At 58.9% G+C, this 15,182-nt stretch carries 14 protein-coding genes and 1 pseudogene; 5 read left to right on the top strand and 10 right to left on the bottom strand.

Annotated elements, in window-relative coordinates; translation table 11 throughout:
* Nucleotides 1-179: 179 nt before the first annotated feature.
* The 8 genes from A9K71_RS12805 to A9K71_RS12840 all read right to left on the bottom strand — a co-directional run bounded on the left by A9K71_RS12805 (nt 180) and on the right by A9K71_RS12840 (nt 8,654).
* Entirely contained in the window at nt 180-1,670 is a 1,491-nt protein-coding gene (locus A9K71_RS12805) for a replicative DNA helicase (RefSeq protein WP_066995631.1), read from the bottom strand.
* A 269-nt stretch (nt 1,671-1,939) separates the two neighbouring features.
* Nucleotides 1,940-2,905, bottom strand: coding sequence for a small ribosomal subunit Rsm22 family protein (locus tag A9K71_RS12810; protein WP_066995634.1), 966 nt, complete (start codon nt 2,903-2,905; stop codon nt 1,940-1,942).
* 1 nt (nt 2,906) lies between these two features.
* The gene (locus A9K71_RS12815) at nt 2,907-3,230 is read right to left on the bottom strand and encodes a YnfA family protein (RefSeq protein ID WP_066995889.1); all 324 of its coding nucleotides are present in this window, start codon (nt 3,228-3,230) and stop codon (nt 2,907-2,909) included.
* A 70-nt stretch (nt 3,231-3,300) separates the two neighbouring features.
* Nucleotides 3,301-4,584: a cyclopropane-fatty-acyl-phospholipid synthase family protein gene (locus tag A9K71_RS12820; protein WP_066995637.1), complete on the bottom strand. Its 1,284-nt coding sequence runs from the start codon at nt 4,582-4,584 to the stop codon at nt 3,301-3,303.
* Nucleotides 4,585-4,810: 226 nt separating this feature from the next.
* Nucleotides 4,811-5,395 carry a 50S ribosomal protein L9 gene (gene rplI, locus A9K71_RS12825; RefSeq protein ID WP_066995892.1) on the bottom strand — a complete coding sequence of 195 codons (585 nt, stop codon included), beginning with the start codon at nt 5,393-5,395 and terminating at the stop codon, nt 4,811-4,813.
* A gap of 209 nt (nt 5,396-5,604) precedes the next feature.
* Complete coding sequence (gene rpsR / locus A9K71_RS12830; RefSeq protein WP_006203718.1) at nt 5,605-5,853, bottom strand: 30S ribosomal protein S18; 249 nt, start codon at nt 5,851-5,853, stop codon at nt 5,605-5,607.
* Complete coding sequence (gene rpsF / locus A9K71_RS12835; RefSeq protein ID WP_066995640.1) at nt 5,853-6,347, bottom strand: 30S ribosomal protein S6; 495 nt, start codon at nt 6,345-6,347, stop codon at nt 5,853-5,855. The genes rpsR and rpsF overlap by 1 nt, the downstream gene beginning before the upstream one ends.
* A 360-nt stretch (nt 6,348-6,707) precedes the next feature.
* Complete coding sequence (locus A9K71_RS12840; protein WP_082980493.1) at nt 6,708-8,654, bottom strand: LTA synthase family protein; 1,947 nt, start codon at nt 8,652-8,654, stop codon at nt 6,708-6,710.
* Nucleotides 8,655-8,853: 199 nt separating this feature from the next.
* On the opposite strand from A9K71_RS12840, the pseudogene A9K71_RS12845 reads away from it, so the two are divergent.
* A pseudogene (locus A9K71_RS12845) lies at nt 8,854-9,975 on the top strand (recombinase family protein); the annotation flags it as partial.
* A 33-nt stretch (nt 9,976-10,008) separates the two neighbouring features.
* On the opposite strand, the gene A9K71_RS32540 reads toward A9K71_RS12845, so the two are convergent.
* Nucleotides 10,009-10,563 carry a recombinase family protein gene (locus tag A9K71_RS32540; RefSeq protein ID WP_082980494.1) on the bottom strand — a complete coding sequence of 185 codons (555 nt, stop codon included), beginning with the start codon at nt 10,561-10,563 and terminating at the stop codon, nt 10,009-10,011.
* Nucleotides 10,564-10,733: 170 nt separating this feature from the next.
* On the opposite strand from A9K71_RS32540, the gene A9K71_RS12855 reads away from it, so the two are divergent.
* Both A9K71_RS12855 and A9K71_RS31435 read left to right on the top strand, forming a co-directional pair.
* Nucleotides 10,734-11,486, top strand: a complete 753-nt coding sequence (locus tag A9K71_RS12855) for a hypothetical protein (RefSeq protein ID WP_156752650.1) — start codon at nt 10,734-10,736, stop codon at nt 11,484-11,486.
* Between the two features lie 64 nt (nt 11,487-11,550).
* Nucleotides 11,551-12,156, top strand: a complete 606-nt coding sequence (locus tag A9K71_RS31435) for a hypothetical protein (protein ID WP_156752651.1) — start codon at nt 11,551-11,553, stop codon at nt 12,154-12,156.
* 991 nt (nt 12,157-13,147) lie between these two features.
* Here the strand turns inward: A9K71_RS31435 and A9K71_RS12870 are convergent.
* Complete coding sequence (locus A9K71_RS12870; protein WP_066995660.1) at nt 13,148-13,660, bottom strand: hypothetical protein; 513 nt, start codon at nt 13,658-13,660, stop codon at nt 13,148-13,150.
* A gap of 131 nt (nt 13,661-13,791) precedes the next feature.
* Here A9K71_RS12870 and A9K71_RS12875 point away from each other — a divergent pair, with 131 nt between their 5' ends.
* Complete coding sequence (locus A9K71_RS12875; protein WP_156752652.1) at nt 13,792-14,094, top strand: hypothetical protein; 303 nt, start codon at nt 13,792-13,794, stop codon at nt 14,092-14,094.
* 76 nt (nt 14,095-14,170) lie between these two features.
* Nucleotides 14,171-14,818 carry a hypothetical protein gene (locus tag A9K71_RS12880; RefSeq protein WP_066995666.1) on the top strand — a complete coding sequence of 216 codons (648 nt, stop codon included), beginning with the start codon at nt 14,171-14,173 and terminating at the stop codon, nt 14,816-14,818.
* The last annotated feature ends 364 nt before the right edge of the window (nt 14,819-15,182 follow it).

Consider the following 15,182-nt stretch of genomic DNA (forward strand, 5'->3'; position numbering starts at 1 on the left):
CCTCTGTCCTGCCGGCCATCTCCCCCGCAAGGGGGGAGATCAGCAGCTTGGCCGCCGGCGCTCTTCTTGCAACGGCGGCGATTGGCGAAGGTCGTGGCGACAGCCAATCTCCCCCCTTGCGGGGGAGATGTCGGGCAGGACAGAGGGGGGTGTGACGGAGCGCTGACGTGGGCCAAAAGCTACTCAAACCTCTCCGGCAGATGATGCTCCTCGGCCAGGTCCGAGAACCGCGTGAATTCGCCATGGAAGGCGAGGCTGACGGTGCCGGTCGGTCCGTGGCGCTGCTTGGCCACGATGCACTCGGCCTTGCCGCGCGCCTCGTTCATCTCGTTTTCCCACTTGATGTATTCGTCGGTGCCGAGCTTCGGCTCGCGGTTCTTGAGGTAGTATTCCTCGCGGTAGACGAACAGCACCACGTCGGCGTCCTGTTCGATCGAGCCGGATTCGCGCAGGTCCGAGAGCTGCGGGCGCTTGTCGTCGCGGCTTTCGACCTGACGCGACAGCTGCGACAGCGCGATGATCGGCACGCCGAGCTCCTTGGCTAACGCCTTCAGGCCCGTGGTGATTTCGGTGATTTCCTGCACGCGGTTTTGCGAGGCGCGCGCGCTCGAGCCCTGCATCAGCTGGATATAGTCGATGACGATGAGGTCGAGGCCGCGCTGGCGCTTCAGCCGCCGCGCCCGCGCGGAGAGCTGCGCGATCGAGATGCCGCCGGTCTGGTCGATGAACAGCGGGATCTTCTGCATCGTCTGCGAGCAGGCGACCAGCTTCTCGAAATCCATCTCGGTGATTTCGCCGCGGCGGATCTTCGATGACGAGATTTCGGTTTGCTCGGAGATGATGCGGGTGGCGAGCTGTTCCGACGACATTTCGAGCGAGAAGAAGCCGACCACGCCGCCATTGGCCGCCTTGAAGGTGCCGTCGGCCTGCTGCGCCGGTTGATAGGCCTCGGCGATATTGAAGGCGATGTTGGTGGCCAGAGAGGTCTTGCCCATGCCGGGGCGCCCGGCAAGCACGATCAGGTCGGAAGGCTGCAGGCCGCCCATGCGGCGGTCGAGATCGCGCAGACCCGTGGCGATGCCTGACAGATGACCGTCGCGCATATAGGCGGCGTTGGCCATGTCGACGGCGGTTTTGACCGCGTCGTTGAAGCTCTCGAAGCCGCCGTCGTAGCGGCCGGTCTCCGCGAGCTCGAACAGGCGCCGCTCGGCGTCCTCGATCTGCTCGGAGGGCGACATGTCGACCGGCGCGTCATAGGCGATGTTGACCATGTCCTCGCCGACGGTGATCAGCGCCCGGCGCGTGGCGAGGTCGTAGATGGCTCGTCCGTAATCGGCGGCGTTGACGACTGTGACCGCCTCGACGGCGAGCCGCACGACATACTGCGCCACGGTCATGTCGCCGACCTTCTCTTCCGCCGGCAGGAAGGTCTTCAGCGTGATCGGCGTCGCGATCTTGCCCATGCGGATGAGCTCGGCCGCGACCTCGAAAATCTTGCGGTGCAGCGGCTCGTAGAAATGTGCGGGCTTGAGGAAATCCGAGACGCGGTAGAAGGCGTCGTTGTTGACCAGAATTGCGCCAAGCAGCGCCTGCTCGGCCTCGATGTTGTTCGGTGCCTCGCGGTAGAGCGGTTGCTCCGCCACGCCGAGCTTGCGCGCTGCTTCAGCCATGATGTCCCCGATTTCGATCCCGCTTCCTCGATATCAGAACTGGAAAAATCGGTGCTGACTTATCTGCAACAGTGAGGTTCCAACCGGCTTCGATGCTCGCGATTCACAACCGAAATTTTTCCGTGGAAAGAATCGTCATTGACTCGAATCGAAGTGCGCAACCCTAGCGGGACTCGAACGAGAACAAAACAGGAAAATGCGATGCCGGCTATGTCAGTCGTGGCAAGCTTGTCGGCGCCGTGTCGCCTCGCCCCTGAATCACAAGCGGCTCAGCCAAGCGTGTCGCCCCAGTCCGCCCGCCTCGCCGCCTTGAAGACATCGCCGTCGCGCTTGCTGGAGAGGCGCTCGCCGGCATGGCCGTTGGGCTGGCAGAGCTTGAGCACGACTTTGCCCGGACCGCCTTTTGGCGGCGCGATCACCCGTGACGCGCGCGCCGGCGCCGGCAGACGTGAGGCGGCGAGGTAGATGAACTTCTCGTCCTCCCACGGCACGTCGGCATCCTTGGCGAGCCGATGCAGCCGCGAACGCGCGACGCGGCGCGAGAAATGGCACCAGTCTGGCGGAGCGAGCGGGCAGGGCGCCTCGTGCGGGCAGGGCGCCGAGACATGCGCGCCGGCTTCGATGAGCTGCCGGCGCGCGGCAAGGATACGCTGCCAGCCGGCCGGCGTGCCGGGCTCGACGATCAGGAGCGTGTCGGCCGTCAATCGCCAGAGCCGGTCGACGAGTTTTGGCAGCGAGGCCGGCGCGATCTCGTCGAGCACATAGGCGACGCTGACCAAGTCCGCACGGTCGAGACCGTCGAGATCGATGGTGGCGTCGCCGGCTACCCAGCTCGCGCGGGCAGCGATCGCGCCGGCGGCCAGCGACTGGCCGACCTTGCGCACCGCCGCGCTTGCCTCGACCAGAACCGCCCGTTCGAGCTCCGGCCAGGTATCGGCCGTGGCCCAAAGCATGGTGCCAGGACCGGCGCCGATATCGAGCAGGCTTTTCGGCTGGAAATCCGGACGGACGTCCGCCAGCGCGTCCAGGCAAGCGCGAACGGCGGCATAGGTGGCGGGCAGCCTGGTCGCCAGGTAAGCCTTCACCGCCATGTCTTCGCCCATATGCAGGCGGCCGTCACGCAACTCGGCGCGATAGCGTTCCGAAAGCGTTCTCGCGGCCTGTTTCAGCGCCGGCAGCGGTACCTTTTCGAGCAGGCTGTCGACGCCTTGCCGGAGCGCGGTGGGCAGTTCCAATTCAGGCTCCTCTTGGCGCGAGCAGGATCACCGAGGCGCCGACGATCGAGAGCGCGGCGCCGGCGAGGTCGAAAGGGTCGGGGCGCACGCCTTCTGCCAGCCAAAGCCAGCCGAGGGAAGCGGCAATGTAGATGCCGCCATAGGCGGCATAAGCGCGACCTGCGGCGCTCGTGTCGACCAGCGCCAAAAGGAAGCCGAACAATGCCAGCGACGTCAGGCCCGGCACCAGCCAGAGCGGCGACTTCGCCAGCCGCCACCAGGCCCAGAAGGAAAAGCAGCCGGCGATCTCGGCAAGTGCGGCCGCGATGTAGATCAGGTAGTTCATGAAAAAGGCCTCGCGAACGAGACCTTTTTCGTGGCGCCAGGCCGCAATGGCAAGCGGCAATCGCCCCGTTCTATTCCACCTTCTTGCGGCGGGTCGGCTTGACGGCGGGCGTCGCCGGCTCCTGATGGCCGAGGTCGCGCAATTCCAGCGCCTTCTCGCATTTGGCCATATAGTCGCGCGTCATCGGCAGCGTGTCGTTCTTCTTGGCGATCTGGAACTGGAAGATCACCAGGTCCTGCCAGCGGAAGGCGGCTTCCGAGGCCGCAAGGTAGAACTCCCACATGCGGCAGAAGCGCTCGTCATAGATAGCCTTCGCCTTGTCGCGGTTGGCGGCAAAGCGCTGGCCCCAATGCTTCAGCGTGTCGGCGTAGTGAAGCCTGAGAATCTCGATGTCGGTGACGATAAGGCCTGATTTCTCAATCGCCGGCAGCACTTCCGACATCGACGGGACGTAGCCGCCCGGGAAGATGTATTTGCGGATGAAGGCGCTGGTCGCCCACGGCACACCGGACCGGCCGATGGTGTGGAGCAGCATCACGCCGTCGGGCTTGAGCAATGTCGCCGCCTTGTCGAAGAAAGTCCGGTAGTGGTTGACGCCGACATGCTCGAACATGCCGACCGAGACGATGCGGTCGAAGCGTTCGTTGAGCGCGCGATAATCCTTGAGGTCGAAATGCGCGCGGTCCTGCAGGCCCAGCGCATGCGCGCGGTCGGTGGAGACGCCCTGCTGCTCGGTGGATAGCGTCACGCCCTGCACGTCGACGTCGAAGGCCTTGGCGAGATAAAGCCCGAGGCCGCCCCAGCCGGAGCCGATATCGAGCACCGTCTGGCCGGCTTTGAGTCTCAGCTTGGCGGCGATGTGGCGCTTCTTGGCGACCTGCGCTTCGTCCAGCGTCATGTCGGGCTGTTCGAAATAGGCGCAGGAATACTGCATGTCCTCGTCGAGGAAGAGCTTGTAGAGTTCGCCGGAGAGGTCGTAGTGGCGCTGCACGTTGCGGCGAGATCTCGACGCCGTGTTGATCTGCTGCAGGCGGCGGAAGGCATGGCGCAGACCTTCGATGGCCTTCGACCAGGTCACGTCGATGCCGCCGCTGCCCATGTTCTGGAAAGCGATCCGCATCACCCCGAGGACGCCGCCCTCGGGGATGTCCAGTTCGCCATCCATATAGGCTTCGGGCACGGCCAGCATCGGATCGAAGGTGATCGCGCGCTCGGCATGCATGGTCTTGATGTGGATGTGTACCGGTTCGCCGCTGCCGTCGCCGAACTTATGCGTCGTGCCTTTCGGCCCGGTCACTTTGAGGTCGCCGGTCCGCACCAGCCGTTCGAGAACGTGTTTCAACAGGATGTTCATGACCAAATGTCCCCTCAGACGGACCATCCGGCAGTCGGACCGAATGCCAAATCGAAAGTGCCACAGCGCATCGCCCGCGTCCAATCGACGCGCTACGCCGTAATCTGCAACAAGATATAGGGATTAGAAAAGTTCCTATTGGCACAAAAAAGCCCGGGTCGAAGACCCGGGCGTTGGTCCAGCCGGCGCTAGACGAGGAGCCGCAGCACGGCTCCTGCCTTGTCGATCAGGCGTTGTCCTCGCCGCCTTCGAATTCGGCGTTCGGATCGAAGAAGTTTTCCGGCCGGGCGTTGTCGTTGATGTCTTCGCCATAGATGGCTTCGGCCGTCGTCAGCGTCTCGCCCTTGGCCTGGCGCTCCGCCTCATCGGCCGAACGGGCGACGTTGAGCGTCACCGTGACCTCGACTTCAGGATGCAGCGCGATCGCCACGTTGGAGAGGCCGATGGTCTTGATCGGCTGGTTGAGCTCGATCTGGTTGCGGCTGACGGAGAAGCCCTCGGCGGTCAGCAGTTCGGCGATGTCGCGGGTCGACACCGAGCCGTAGAGCTGGCCGGTTTCGCCGGCCGAGCGCACGACGATGAAGCTCTTGCCGTCGAGCTTCTCGGCGATCTGCGAAGCCTCCGACTTGCGCTCGAGGTTGCGGGCTTCGAGCTGGGCGCGCTGGCCCTCGAACTTCTTCTTGTTGGCTTCGTTGGCGCGCAGCGCCTTGCCCTGCGGCAGCAGGAAGTTGCGGGCGAACCCATCCTTGACCTTGACGGTTTCGCCCATCTGGCCGAGGCGGGAAATGCGCTCGAGGAGAATGACTTCCATGGTTTCGTTCCTTTGGTTTGGCGCCATCGCGGATGACGGCGGATTCCTTTGGGAACAGGTCAGGAAGCAAATGGCGTCTTCGCCGGTGTCGCTGTCCTGCCTGTTTCGGCAGTTAGAGGTTTATGGCCTCAACTCGGGATTTGAGCCTGCCCATCGCGGCGCCCGTCGCCGTGGGCCGAAGCGGGCGGCAAGCCGCCCGCATCAATAGCTTAGCGAACCACGTAGGGCAGCAGGCCGAGGAAGCGGGCGCGCTTGATCGCCTTGGCGAGCTCACGCTGCTTCTTCTGGCTGACGGCGGTGATGCGCGACGGCACGATCTTGCCGCGCTCGGAAATGTAGCGCTGCAGCAGACGCACGTCCTTGTAGTCGATCTTCGGAGCGTTGGCGCCGGAGAACGGGCAGGTCTTGCGGCGGCGATGGAACGGGCGCCGGGTCGGGATCTGGTTGATGTCGACCATTATTCTGCACCCCCTTCAACGTTTTCGCGCGGACGGCGCGGACCACGGTCGCCGCCATCACGGTCGCCGAACGAACGCGGGCCACGGTCGCCGCGGTCGCGATCGCCGAACGAACGCGGGCCACGGTCGCCACGGTCGCGGTCGCCGAAGCCGCCGCGCTCGGAGCGCTCTTCGCGCTTCTGCATCATCGCCGAGGGGCCTTCCTCGTGCGCCTCGACCTTGATGGTGAGGAAGCGCAGCACGTCTTCCGACAGGCCCATCTGGCGCTCCATTTCGTTGAGCGCGGCCGGCGGGCAGTTGATGTCCATAAGCGTGTAGTAAGCCTTCCGGTTCTTCTTGACCCGGTAGGTGAGGGACTTCAGTCCCCAGTTCTCGATCCGGCCGACCGATCCGCCATTGGCGGCGATGACGCCCTTGTACTGTTCGACAAGCGCATCAACCTGCTGCTGCGACAGGTCCTGCCGGGCAAGAAACACATGTTCGTAAAGAGCCATTATGTTTTTCTGCCTTTCTTCGTTTCTCTCACCGGCCCTCGCGGCTAAGCCTCTGCAACTTGTCTGACCCGGTCGCAAAGGCGCGCGGGGAAGAAAGGAGCATCACGAGACGGTCGAGAGCGGAGACACGGGAGGCCCAAAGCGCTTCTGGCTTCATGACGTGGCCCTCTAAGGCCACGGCCCTCCGTTCAGCCCCCAGCAAGGACCGGCAGATTGCCGGCGTCTATACAGCAATTCGTGAGGAAGGCAAGGGCGGGAGAGAGGGCCGGCGGCTCCGCAGTGTCGCAGGCCTGGCGGCGCTTGTGGGAATTGGCTGACCCGCCGGCCGCAGGTCGGCCATTTCGTCGGAAGGCGATCCACTCAGCTCATATGCGCGACGAGCGGGACTACCGTCTCGGGGAAGAAGTCGGGCGCGACCCGGCGCTTGCCGAACATCATGTCGTACTGGATCAGCCGGAAATCGTTGATCTTCGGATCGATCTTCTTCTGCCGCGCCCAGTCGGGCGTCGCCTCGCCGGAGGGCGACAGCAAAAGGTTGCGGTCAACCACCCGGTAGTGCTCGCGCAGCGCGCCGAGGAAGCCGGTGTAATAGGGGTGGGTGATCCCGGCCGTAGTCAGGATATGATAGGGCAGGAAGGCGGGGCTCACCGAGCCCAGATTCTCGACCGGACCGGAGCGGTTCGACCAGATGATCAGCGGCGTGTCGTGATGCTCGAGCGCCGCCTCGGGCGTCGGCTCCTTGCGCGGCGCGACATTGTCCTTGAGGAAGCCGGTCTCGACATACACCGGGCCGAGCGGCGGCAAGTGGTCGCCGAAGAAGGCGATGATGGTCGGTCGCTCGCGCTTCTTCGCCCAGTCGATCAGGCGCTGCAGGCCGCGATCGGCGTCGGCCGAGCCTTCGGCGTAGGAGAGCAGCGATTCGCGCGCCCAGGTGCTGATCGGCGCGTCGACGCTATGGGTCGGATTGTAATAGCGGTAGGGCTCGTAGGGCCCGTGGTTCTGCAGGCTGACCGCGAACAGGAATACCGGCTCTTCGCTGGCATCGGCCTCGCGCATGATCTCGTCGGTCATCGCCGCGTCGGAGGCCAGCGGCCCGCGCTTTTCCATCGGCGGCAGCGTCTCTTCCGAGCGGAAGTCGCTGAAGCCGAAATCGGCGTAGACGGCGCCCCGGTTCCAGAACCAGTTGGTGCCCGGGTGGATGGCGCGCGCCCTATAGCCTTCGCTCTTCAGGAAAGTCGCCAGCGACGGCGTCGGCGTGCGCACATATTGCTGATAGGGAATCGAGCCCGCCGGCAGGAAGGCGTTGGAGAAGCCGGTCAGCGCCTCGAACTCGATATTGGCGGTCATGCCGCCGAATTCCGGCGAGAACATCGAGCCCGAGCGCAGCGCGCGCACCGTCGGGATCGGATCGGGCTTGATGCTGACGCCGGGAAGCTCCGTCGGATCCCAGAAGGATTCGCTCATCACCACGATGATATCGGGCTTCTGGTCGGGCACCGAGGCGGCAACCCCGGGACGCGCGATCGCATCCATCGTCTTCTCGGAATAGCCGGGCGGGGCCGAGACATGCGCCATCGGCACGTTGAGCGCGAAGGCGAGCGCGAAGCCGTTGGAGGCATAGTTCTCCTTCTGGTCCCACATGATCGGGATGATCTGCAGCCTGTCGCGCGTCCACGAGAAGGTGGCGTAGTCCATGATCGAGACGAAGAAGGCGAGCAGCGGCACGGCAAGCGTCAAGCGCGCCAGCCGTCCCTTGCGGCTGAGGATCGGCACACGCCGGCGCCAGAGCCGCCAGCCATAGACGAGCAGCGCGAGGCTGGCGACGATCGCCGCCGCAAGCAGCACTGCCGTCCAGGGGCGCTCGCGCACCAGAAGCGGCATCAGCGCCATGATCTGGCGGGCATAGAGGAAATCGGTCGGGTAGAGCGGATCGCCAAGATAGTGCGATTTCTGGTGACCGACAAAGGCCAATGCCAATGTCACCGGCGCGACGATCATCAGGCTTTGATGGCTGCGGCCGAGTATGGCGTCGAGCCCGATCAGCACCAGCGAAAAAACGATGATGGTGGTCCAGCCGGGCTTGAAGGGCTGCAGGAAGAAGTCGACGGTGCCGAAGAAGTCGCCGCGCACGATCCATTCGATGGCGAAGACCAGAAGGGCGGAGGCAAGCAGCGTCGCCAGGCCGTAGCGGACAATCGGCCATCTGCGCCCCGGCAGATAGCCGGTGGACGGATCGTCTTCCAAAAATTGCGGCGCGGGTTTGGCCGCGCCTTTCCTGATCCTAGCCACTTTGCTTCCCCGGCCCATGTCACGCGTCTTCCACTCGCGTCACGCCACTGTCATCGAAATGTCACACAAAGCTAGCGCCTGTGGCGGAAATAAGAAGAGCCAGCAAACGATTCGTGAGCGGTTTTCATCAGGTGTGATCCACTAAAAATTTAACCGACAGGTGGGCTTGTATCCCTAGAAGGGCAGCCCATATCGCTGGGCAAGATGCTGGAAGCCCATGAAAACACTGACTTTTTATACAGAAGGCAAATATTCGGAAAGTGTGTCAGCACTTGCCATTTCCTACCTTCGTTGGTCATCGGCCATCCAAGGGTCTGGCGACACGTTACGCAGGCAAACCGACAAAATCGATGCATGGCTTGCGGCTCACCCTCACGTCAGGCTTGCCCAAGAGCTGATTGACCCTGGCGTTTCGGCCTTCAAAGGCAAGAACATTAAGGATGGTGCGTTCGGTGCTTTGCTTACCGCCGTGCAGGAAGGCAAGATTCCAAGAGGCACATATTTGCTGGTGGAGTCCCTCGACCGCATCAGCCGCCTAACCCCGGAACAAGCGCTTACGATCTTCCTGCAACTCATCAATGCCGGGATCATCATCGTGACCCTGATGGACGGTCAGGAATACCGGGCAGGACAAAAAGACATGATGATGTTGCTGTTCAAGTCCATCATGATCATGGCCACCGCACATGAGGAAGTTTTGAAGCGTTCCGAACGCATCAAGGAGTCATGGGTCGGCAGGACCAAGGCAGCACGTGAAAGCGGTAAGGCCATCAAGGGTAACCTTCCTGCATGGCTCTATTACGATGCCAAGGGCGTCTTGAGGATCGATGACGCCAAGGCAGAAATCGTTCGCCGCATTTTTGAGATGTGCATTTCCGGGATTGGCATAACTGCAATTGCGCAAGCTCTGAATGCTGCCGCAGTGCCTCCTTTAGGTCTCGACAAACGCAAGACGATCAGGAACCGTTCCAACTTCTGGACCGTCACCAGCGTTGCCTACGTCCTACGTTATCGTGCCGTGTATGGCGACTATCACCCGAACAAAGGTGAACCGATCTATGGAATTTTCCCGGTGATCGTGTCCAAGGAAGACTTTCACCGAGCAGGGGCCGCAAGGGAAAAGCGGCATAAGGTGGTCAGGGGTAGGACGGGGAAGAGCTACACCAATCTATTTAAGGGCATCGCCAAGTGCCATTATTGCGGTGAACCTATGAACATCAGGAACAACCGTAACGCCAAGACGCCAAACAAGGCGCTGCAATTCCGTTGCAAGGGCGTTGGCGTGAAGACGTGCAATCACAAACCATGGAACTATGAGGTGTTCGAGGCAGCCTTTCTGTCAGTAGTCAGGGAGATTGATACACAAGCCCATTCAAGCAGCTTCGGCCAAAATCCGATATACGGACGAACGACCCACGCCGAGCGCCACGGCAATCTCGGTCGGCTTCTTGCCCGCTTGGTGCATCGACACGACATCGGCTGTTTTACGGCGGGCAGTGGGTGCACGTCCCTTGAACTTGTGCTCGGTCTTTGCCTTGGCGATGCCTTCACGCTGCCGGGCCAACATAATCTCACGTTCGAATTGAGCGATGGAGCCCACAAGATTCATTAGCAGCCGGCCCGTGGGCGATGTCGTATCAACCGACATGTCCAGAATCTTCAGCCCAACCTTCTTGGCCTCCAGGCGGCCAACAATCTGGTGGAGGTCACCGACAGAGCGGGCGAGTCGATCAAGCCGGGTAACGACCAGCACATCGTCCTCACGAACAAATTCGATCACCCTCTCAAGCTCTGGGCGCTTCGAATTAATCGAAGATACCTGTTCACTGAAAACCTTCTCGCATCCCTGCAACTTCAAGTCCCGAAGTTGCGCCTCGTAACCTGCCTGCTGCTCAACGGTGCTGGTCCTGGCGTAGCCCACAAACATGCAATATCCTTTCCCACTAGCCTCTAAGACATTGTGGGACCAGATTCCTAAAATGTCAATGGAACTCTTGTGGGACGCCAACCGTGAGATACAGTCCGTCCCATAAGAGCAGGCCCTGTGGGAACCTCTCAGGTACTTGCTCGCAACCTAAGACTACTGAAGTGGTCGGGATGTTTGATAAACTGAAGGGTAAGCAAACTGTCTGGCAAATCGAGACCGCACCCTACGTTCCCCGCATTGGAGCAGCTTGTGACGAGTTACAACCACTTTTGGATCGCAAACTTGGCCCGCCTATGGAGCGATTAGGTGAGGAATCCACTCCGAAGCAAGCAATCGCCTTGCAGGCAATGTTGTTTGGGCGAAATGCCGTCGTCGTTGTGGACCAGTTGCTGGACAACACAGGACTCCTGTGGTCGCAAGGCAGGATGGTTGGAGTGTCAGGGCTAATCAGGTTCGCTTTGGAGTACTGGGCTGCACTCCATTACGCAAAACGAACATTGCTTGACCTAACGAAAGACGGCGATATCGAAAAGGCTGCGGAGCGTTGTAGCCGCTTGCTGACGGGTTCACGCACGCCGATCGCTCTTTATTGGGGCGGAACGACAGTCCTACCCTCCGTAAACGTTCTCACAATGATTGATAAGCTGAATGAGGCCCATAGCGGCGCTAGAGGCGTTTACGAGTATCTATGCGAGGCAAGCCATCCAAGTTTTGTACAGAACCTCCATTTTATCATAGCGAGCAGGACCTATGACAAGCATCAGTTCGAAGAGATAAAGAAGGTATCGGTTGACGTGCTAGAGCGGACGGTGTCAGCAGTAGAGTTCATTGCGAAGGGATTTGCCGGTGATGGGGCTGATATATTCCGCATCGGGAGCGAAATGCTGACAAATGGCCACGAGGAGCCGATCTATCCAACATAAGTCCTTGCCTCGTCTGTTTAGCTGCGTCTAATGTGCAGGTTCCCGCAACGGCGATAGGCATAACATGGACCCGATCACCGAAATCGAACTCCGAGCCATCCATGCATTCGTTTTGGCCCGCATTCCGTATACATCCCGAGTTGCCCGGCTTATGCGAACCGTAACGGAGGCTTTTCATTTCGACGGGGTATACTATCCGAGCACGCCTGCAAAGCGAATTAATCGAACGATGAGTCGCCGTGCGGCAGAATTGCTGGCGGTATCGACAAGAATTGAATTTCCACAGCGGACGATTTTGGAACATACGTTTCCATTGAAGGCGATGTATAACACATTGCTTGAAAGTAGCCGTGAATTTAGCTTTGGAGAGATAGAGGCGTATTTTTCTAATACGATGCGTGAGTGTCCCCTTGTGACAGTCACCCGGGAGGAAGATCGGCTACTCAACAATGACTTGCTGCCTACCGAGCGCTACCTCCAAGCCGGCATCGAAATCGGAGAAGTGGAAGAGATGACGTTTGGTACGACGCCAGAGTGGACTCCCCTGGGGGCGCAGGTGGAGGTCGTTCCTGATGAGCCAGACGAGGGTGGGTCACCGGCTGGAGGAGCCATAGCAGATCGAAGAGATCACATGAGCTGGGGACCGGGTGACATCGAGATTCACGACTAATTTGGAACGTCGAAACGGGATGAAGGGGGACTGCTCATGGCGCAAATTTCTGCTGCTCACTATTTGAAAATGAAGAACAGCTTCCGGTTGGATGTCGCCCGGCACCTTGCGGCAGTTGCGACGGCCAAGGGGACAATCACTTACGGGGAGCTATCCGAAAAGTTCAATGTTGCCACACGAGGGTGGGGCGACATCCTCGGCGGCATAGCCATACGGTGTCACGACGCCGGTTACCCGCTGCTTTCCGTGATTGTCGTGAATGCTGCTACGAGAATGCCCTCTGACGATGCTGTCCTATACTCGGACCTTGGCTTGGAGACGAAAGCACGAATTGGGGACGAGCAAACTAGGTGTTTTCAATTTGATTGGTCGTCCACACCCTTAAAAGCCGTTAGCCGCTGACGTGACCCTTTCCCTCTCTCCGATATGGCGCACAGGGCATTGCCCTCAGGAGCTTACGCTGAAATCAATTCCGCAATGTCTGTCAGCGGCCCAAGATTGAGGAAAATAGGCGTTGAAGGGCGATTTTTTCTGGGTGCCAATATAGCCCGAAACTCTCGTTGATAGGCGTATCGGAAAGGTTTAAGGAAGTGAACCTCGTGGATTGTTTTGACATCGACCAGTTTGCAAGGGTCGTAGTATACAACGGGTGAAAAATTGGCCTGAGCTATTCTATCGTCTGGTCTCGCTGCGTTAAATTCGTGAACGCTTCTTATAACCCTATTTTCGAATTCGGGAACATCTCTAATAACGACACAGCTATTGGCCTCGAACTCAGCATACATCCTCAATTCATAAATGCAGGAGAATGAGCAAATCCAAAACTCGGCGTTGAGTTCATAGTAGCCTCCGTTGCTAACATGTACCTGATTCTCGTTGTCGAATTGAGCAGGAAGAAGAGCATCGTCTCGATAGGCCATCGAAGGAGCGAAACGAAGGGTTCCTTCATGCAAAAGAGACTCATTGTATTTCTTATTAGAAAATCGAAATATTATTTTAGGCCTTTGATAATTTGTAGCAAAAGCTCTGTTCTTTCGCCGCAAATCCGATCTGCCCATTTTTGATCAAGTAGGGTTTTTTCGGCGTCGATCAACTTCCTTTTATTTTTCGCCTTTAATATCTTTCTCCCTCTTATTTCTCCCTCAAAAAAAGTTTCCATCATCATTCTGAGGAAATCTAAGTTCGGAAGTGAGAGATATATTCCATCTGTTATATTTACTTCTGGCTTGTACTTCCCTGTATCCCAATCAAGAATCATTACGTTGTCAAAAATATCGCACATCCTGTCTTCGAGATATTCAACTGATCTCGAAAGCAGGTAGCGATCTTTTAGATACTCTTGCTGCCAAACCCGGGGCATTTCAGTGTTTAAAGACACCGGCTCGGGAAATCGAATGATTTTTTGGCTCGGCTTGAGGCCCGATCCACTAAGGTCATCCCGATCCGTCATACCGCTCCCCTCGGGAATGCCATTCTGGCCAATTGGGCTGGTTTTAGCGCCCATTTGGAGCGGCGCCAAATTAGCTTAGCTCCCTGCCTCGCACAAAACCCCTTGATTGCAAGGTGGCAATATGCAACATAGTATTATGCAAGATAGCAATCAAGCTTCTTGATTTGTACAAGGGGAAAGAAACCATGGCTTTTGGGCTCGACAATTTTAAGGCCAGTGAGTTCGGCAGGCGGGTTGGTGAAGTCCTCACCGACAGGGACAACATCACTGGAATGCGCTACCTCAGTGAACACGGAATTCCAGCTGTTCAGGCGGTGGGGAAGCGACTTGAAGCGCTCGGGAAACCTCTCACCGACGATGAAAAAAAGCTGATCGGTCGTTGGGTCCGGGAAATCATGGAGGCGCAAGGATGGACGACCAATAAGAAGGGCAGGGTTGCCCCAGGCAACCTCTTTTCCACAGGCGCAATTTACGAGCCACGTACATAACGCCTTGCAGCGGCAGCTAACCTAGGGCGCTGGTCAGGCTAAGCATTCGTCGTTTTTTTGAGGATCGGACAGCACAATGTCAGAACTCGAAGCTGCTCTTGAGCGTTTCAACCGCAAGGAGCGATATTGGCTCCTTCGGGAAGCTTTAGGTCGTCAGCCGCTCAGTGAAGAATTTCGCAAGAAGCTTGCAGGTGTTTTCGGCTCGAATGCCGGGGTTGCCGTCCCGGAGAACGCATGGTGGGCAATCGACTACCACGCTGATTGGCTATTCGGTGCGCTATCCACTTTGCGGTATGGGGAATCGTTTCCAGCCCACCCGAACGTGCCGGTTCAGGTGACAGGTACGCAGGAGGATTTCGACCTCCTAATCGCCTTCGAACGGACGCTGATTATCGTGGAGGCGAAGGCGGGTCAGCATTGGGGGAATAGGCAGGTCAAAAGCAAGCTTGCTAGGCTGACGGCACTGGTGGACTACAACAGCCGTCTTCCGGACCCGCTCAGGCTTTATTTCGTCCTAGCCTCGCCAAGGCAGCCGAGCAAACTAGATGCCTCCTCCTGTCCTCCAGTTCTCCGAACAAGGGACGGCGGGGTCCACTGGATTCAAATGGGCTATGGGTCCTCGGGAATCAAGCATTTGGCCGTCTCTCGTTGCGACCAAGATGGAAAACCAGATTCGACGGCTGACCGTTGGCGAGTGCGAGAGGTTTATCGCCGGGAACGGTGATATCCGTCACTGGTGGGCCTGCCGGAAGGGCGGAATCTCTTATCGCTGGGGTATTGCAGAATTCGGGTGCGGAATCGTAGCTTTGAATAGAAATTTCATGCGAGACCCTCGGACTTCGTAAAATGAGCCCTGCGGCTATGGAAACGCCACGCTTTGCCTATTTGATAAGAACCTTGGTGTTCCCGAGGATATCGGTGAATTTGACATCCGAATATCCACAAACCAACCTGTTATCTCGACTCTCTGACGCAAAAGAAGAACACGGCGAATTGGTTAGCAGAGTTCTTATAGATAGCGATAGTAAGAAGTTCTGGATTGAAGCTGGCATTTTTAGAAATATAACGACATTCAAAGGTCGCTACTC

Origin of the sequence: Mesorhizobium sp. WSM3873 (genome assembly GCF_001672445.1) — a bacterium.
GTDB lineage: Bacteria > Pseudomonadota > Alphaproteobacteria > Rhizobiales > Rhizobiaceae > Mesorhizobium.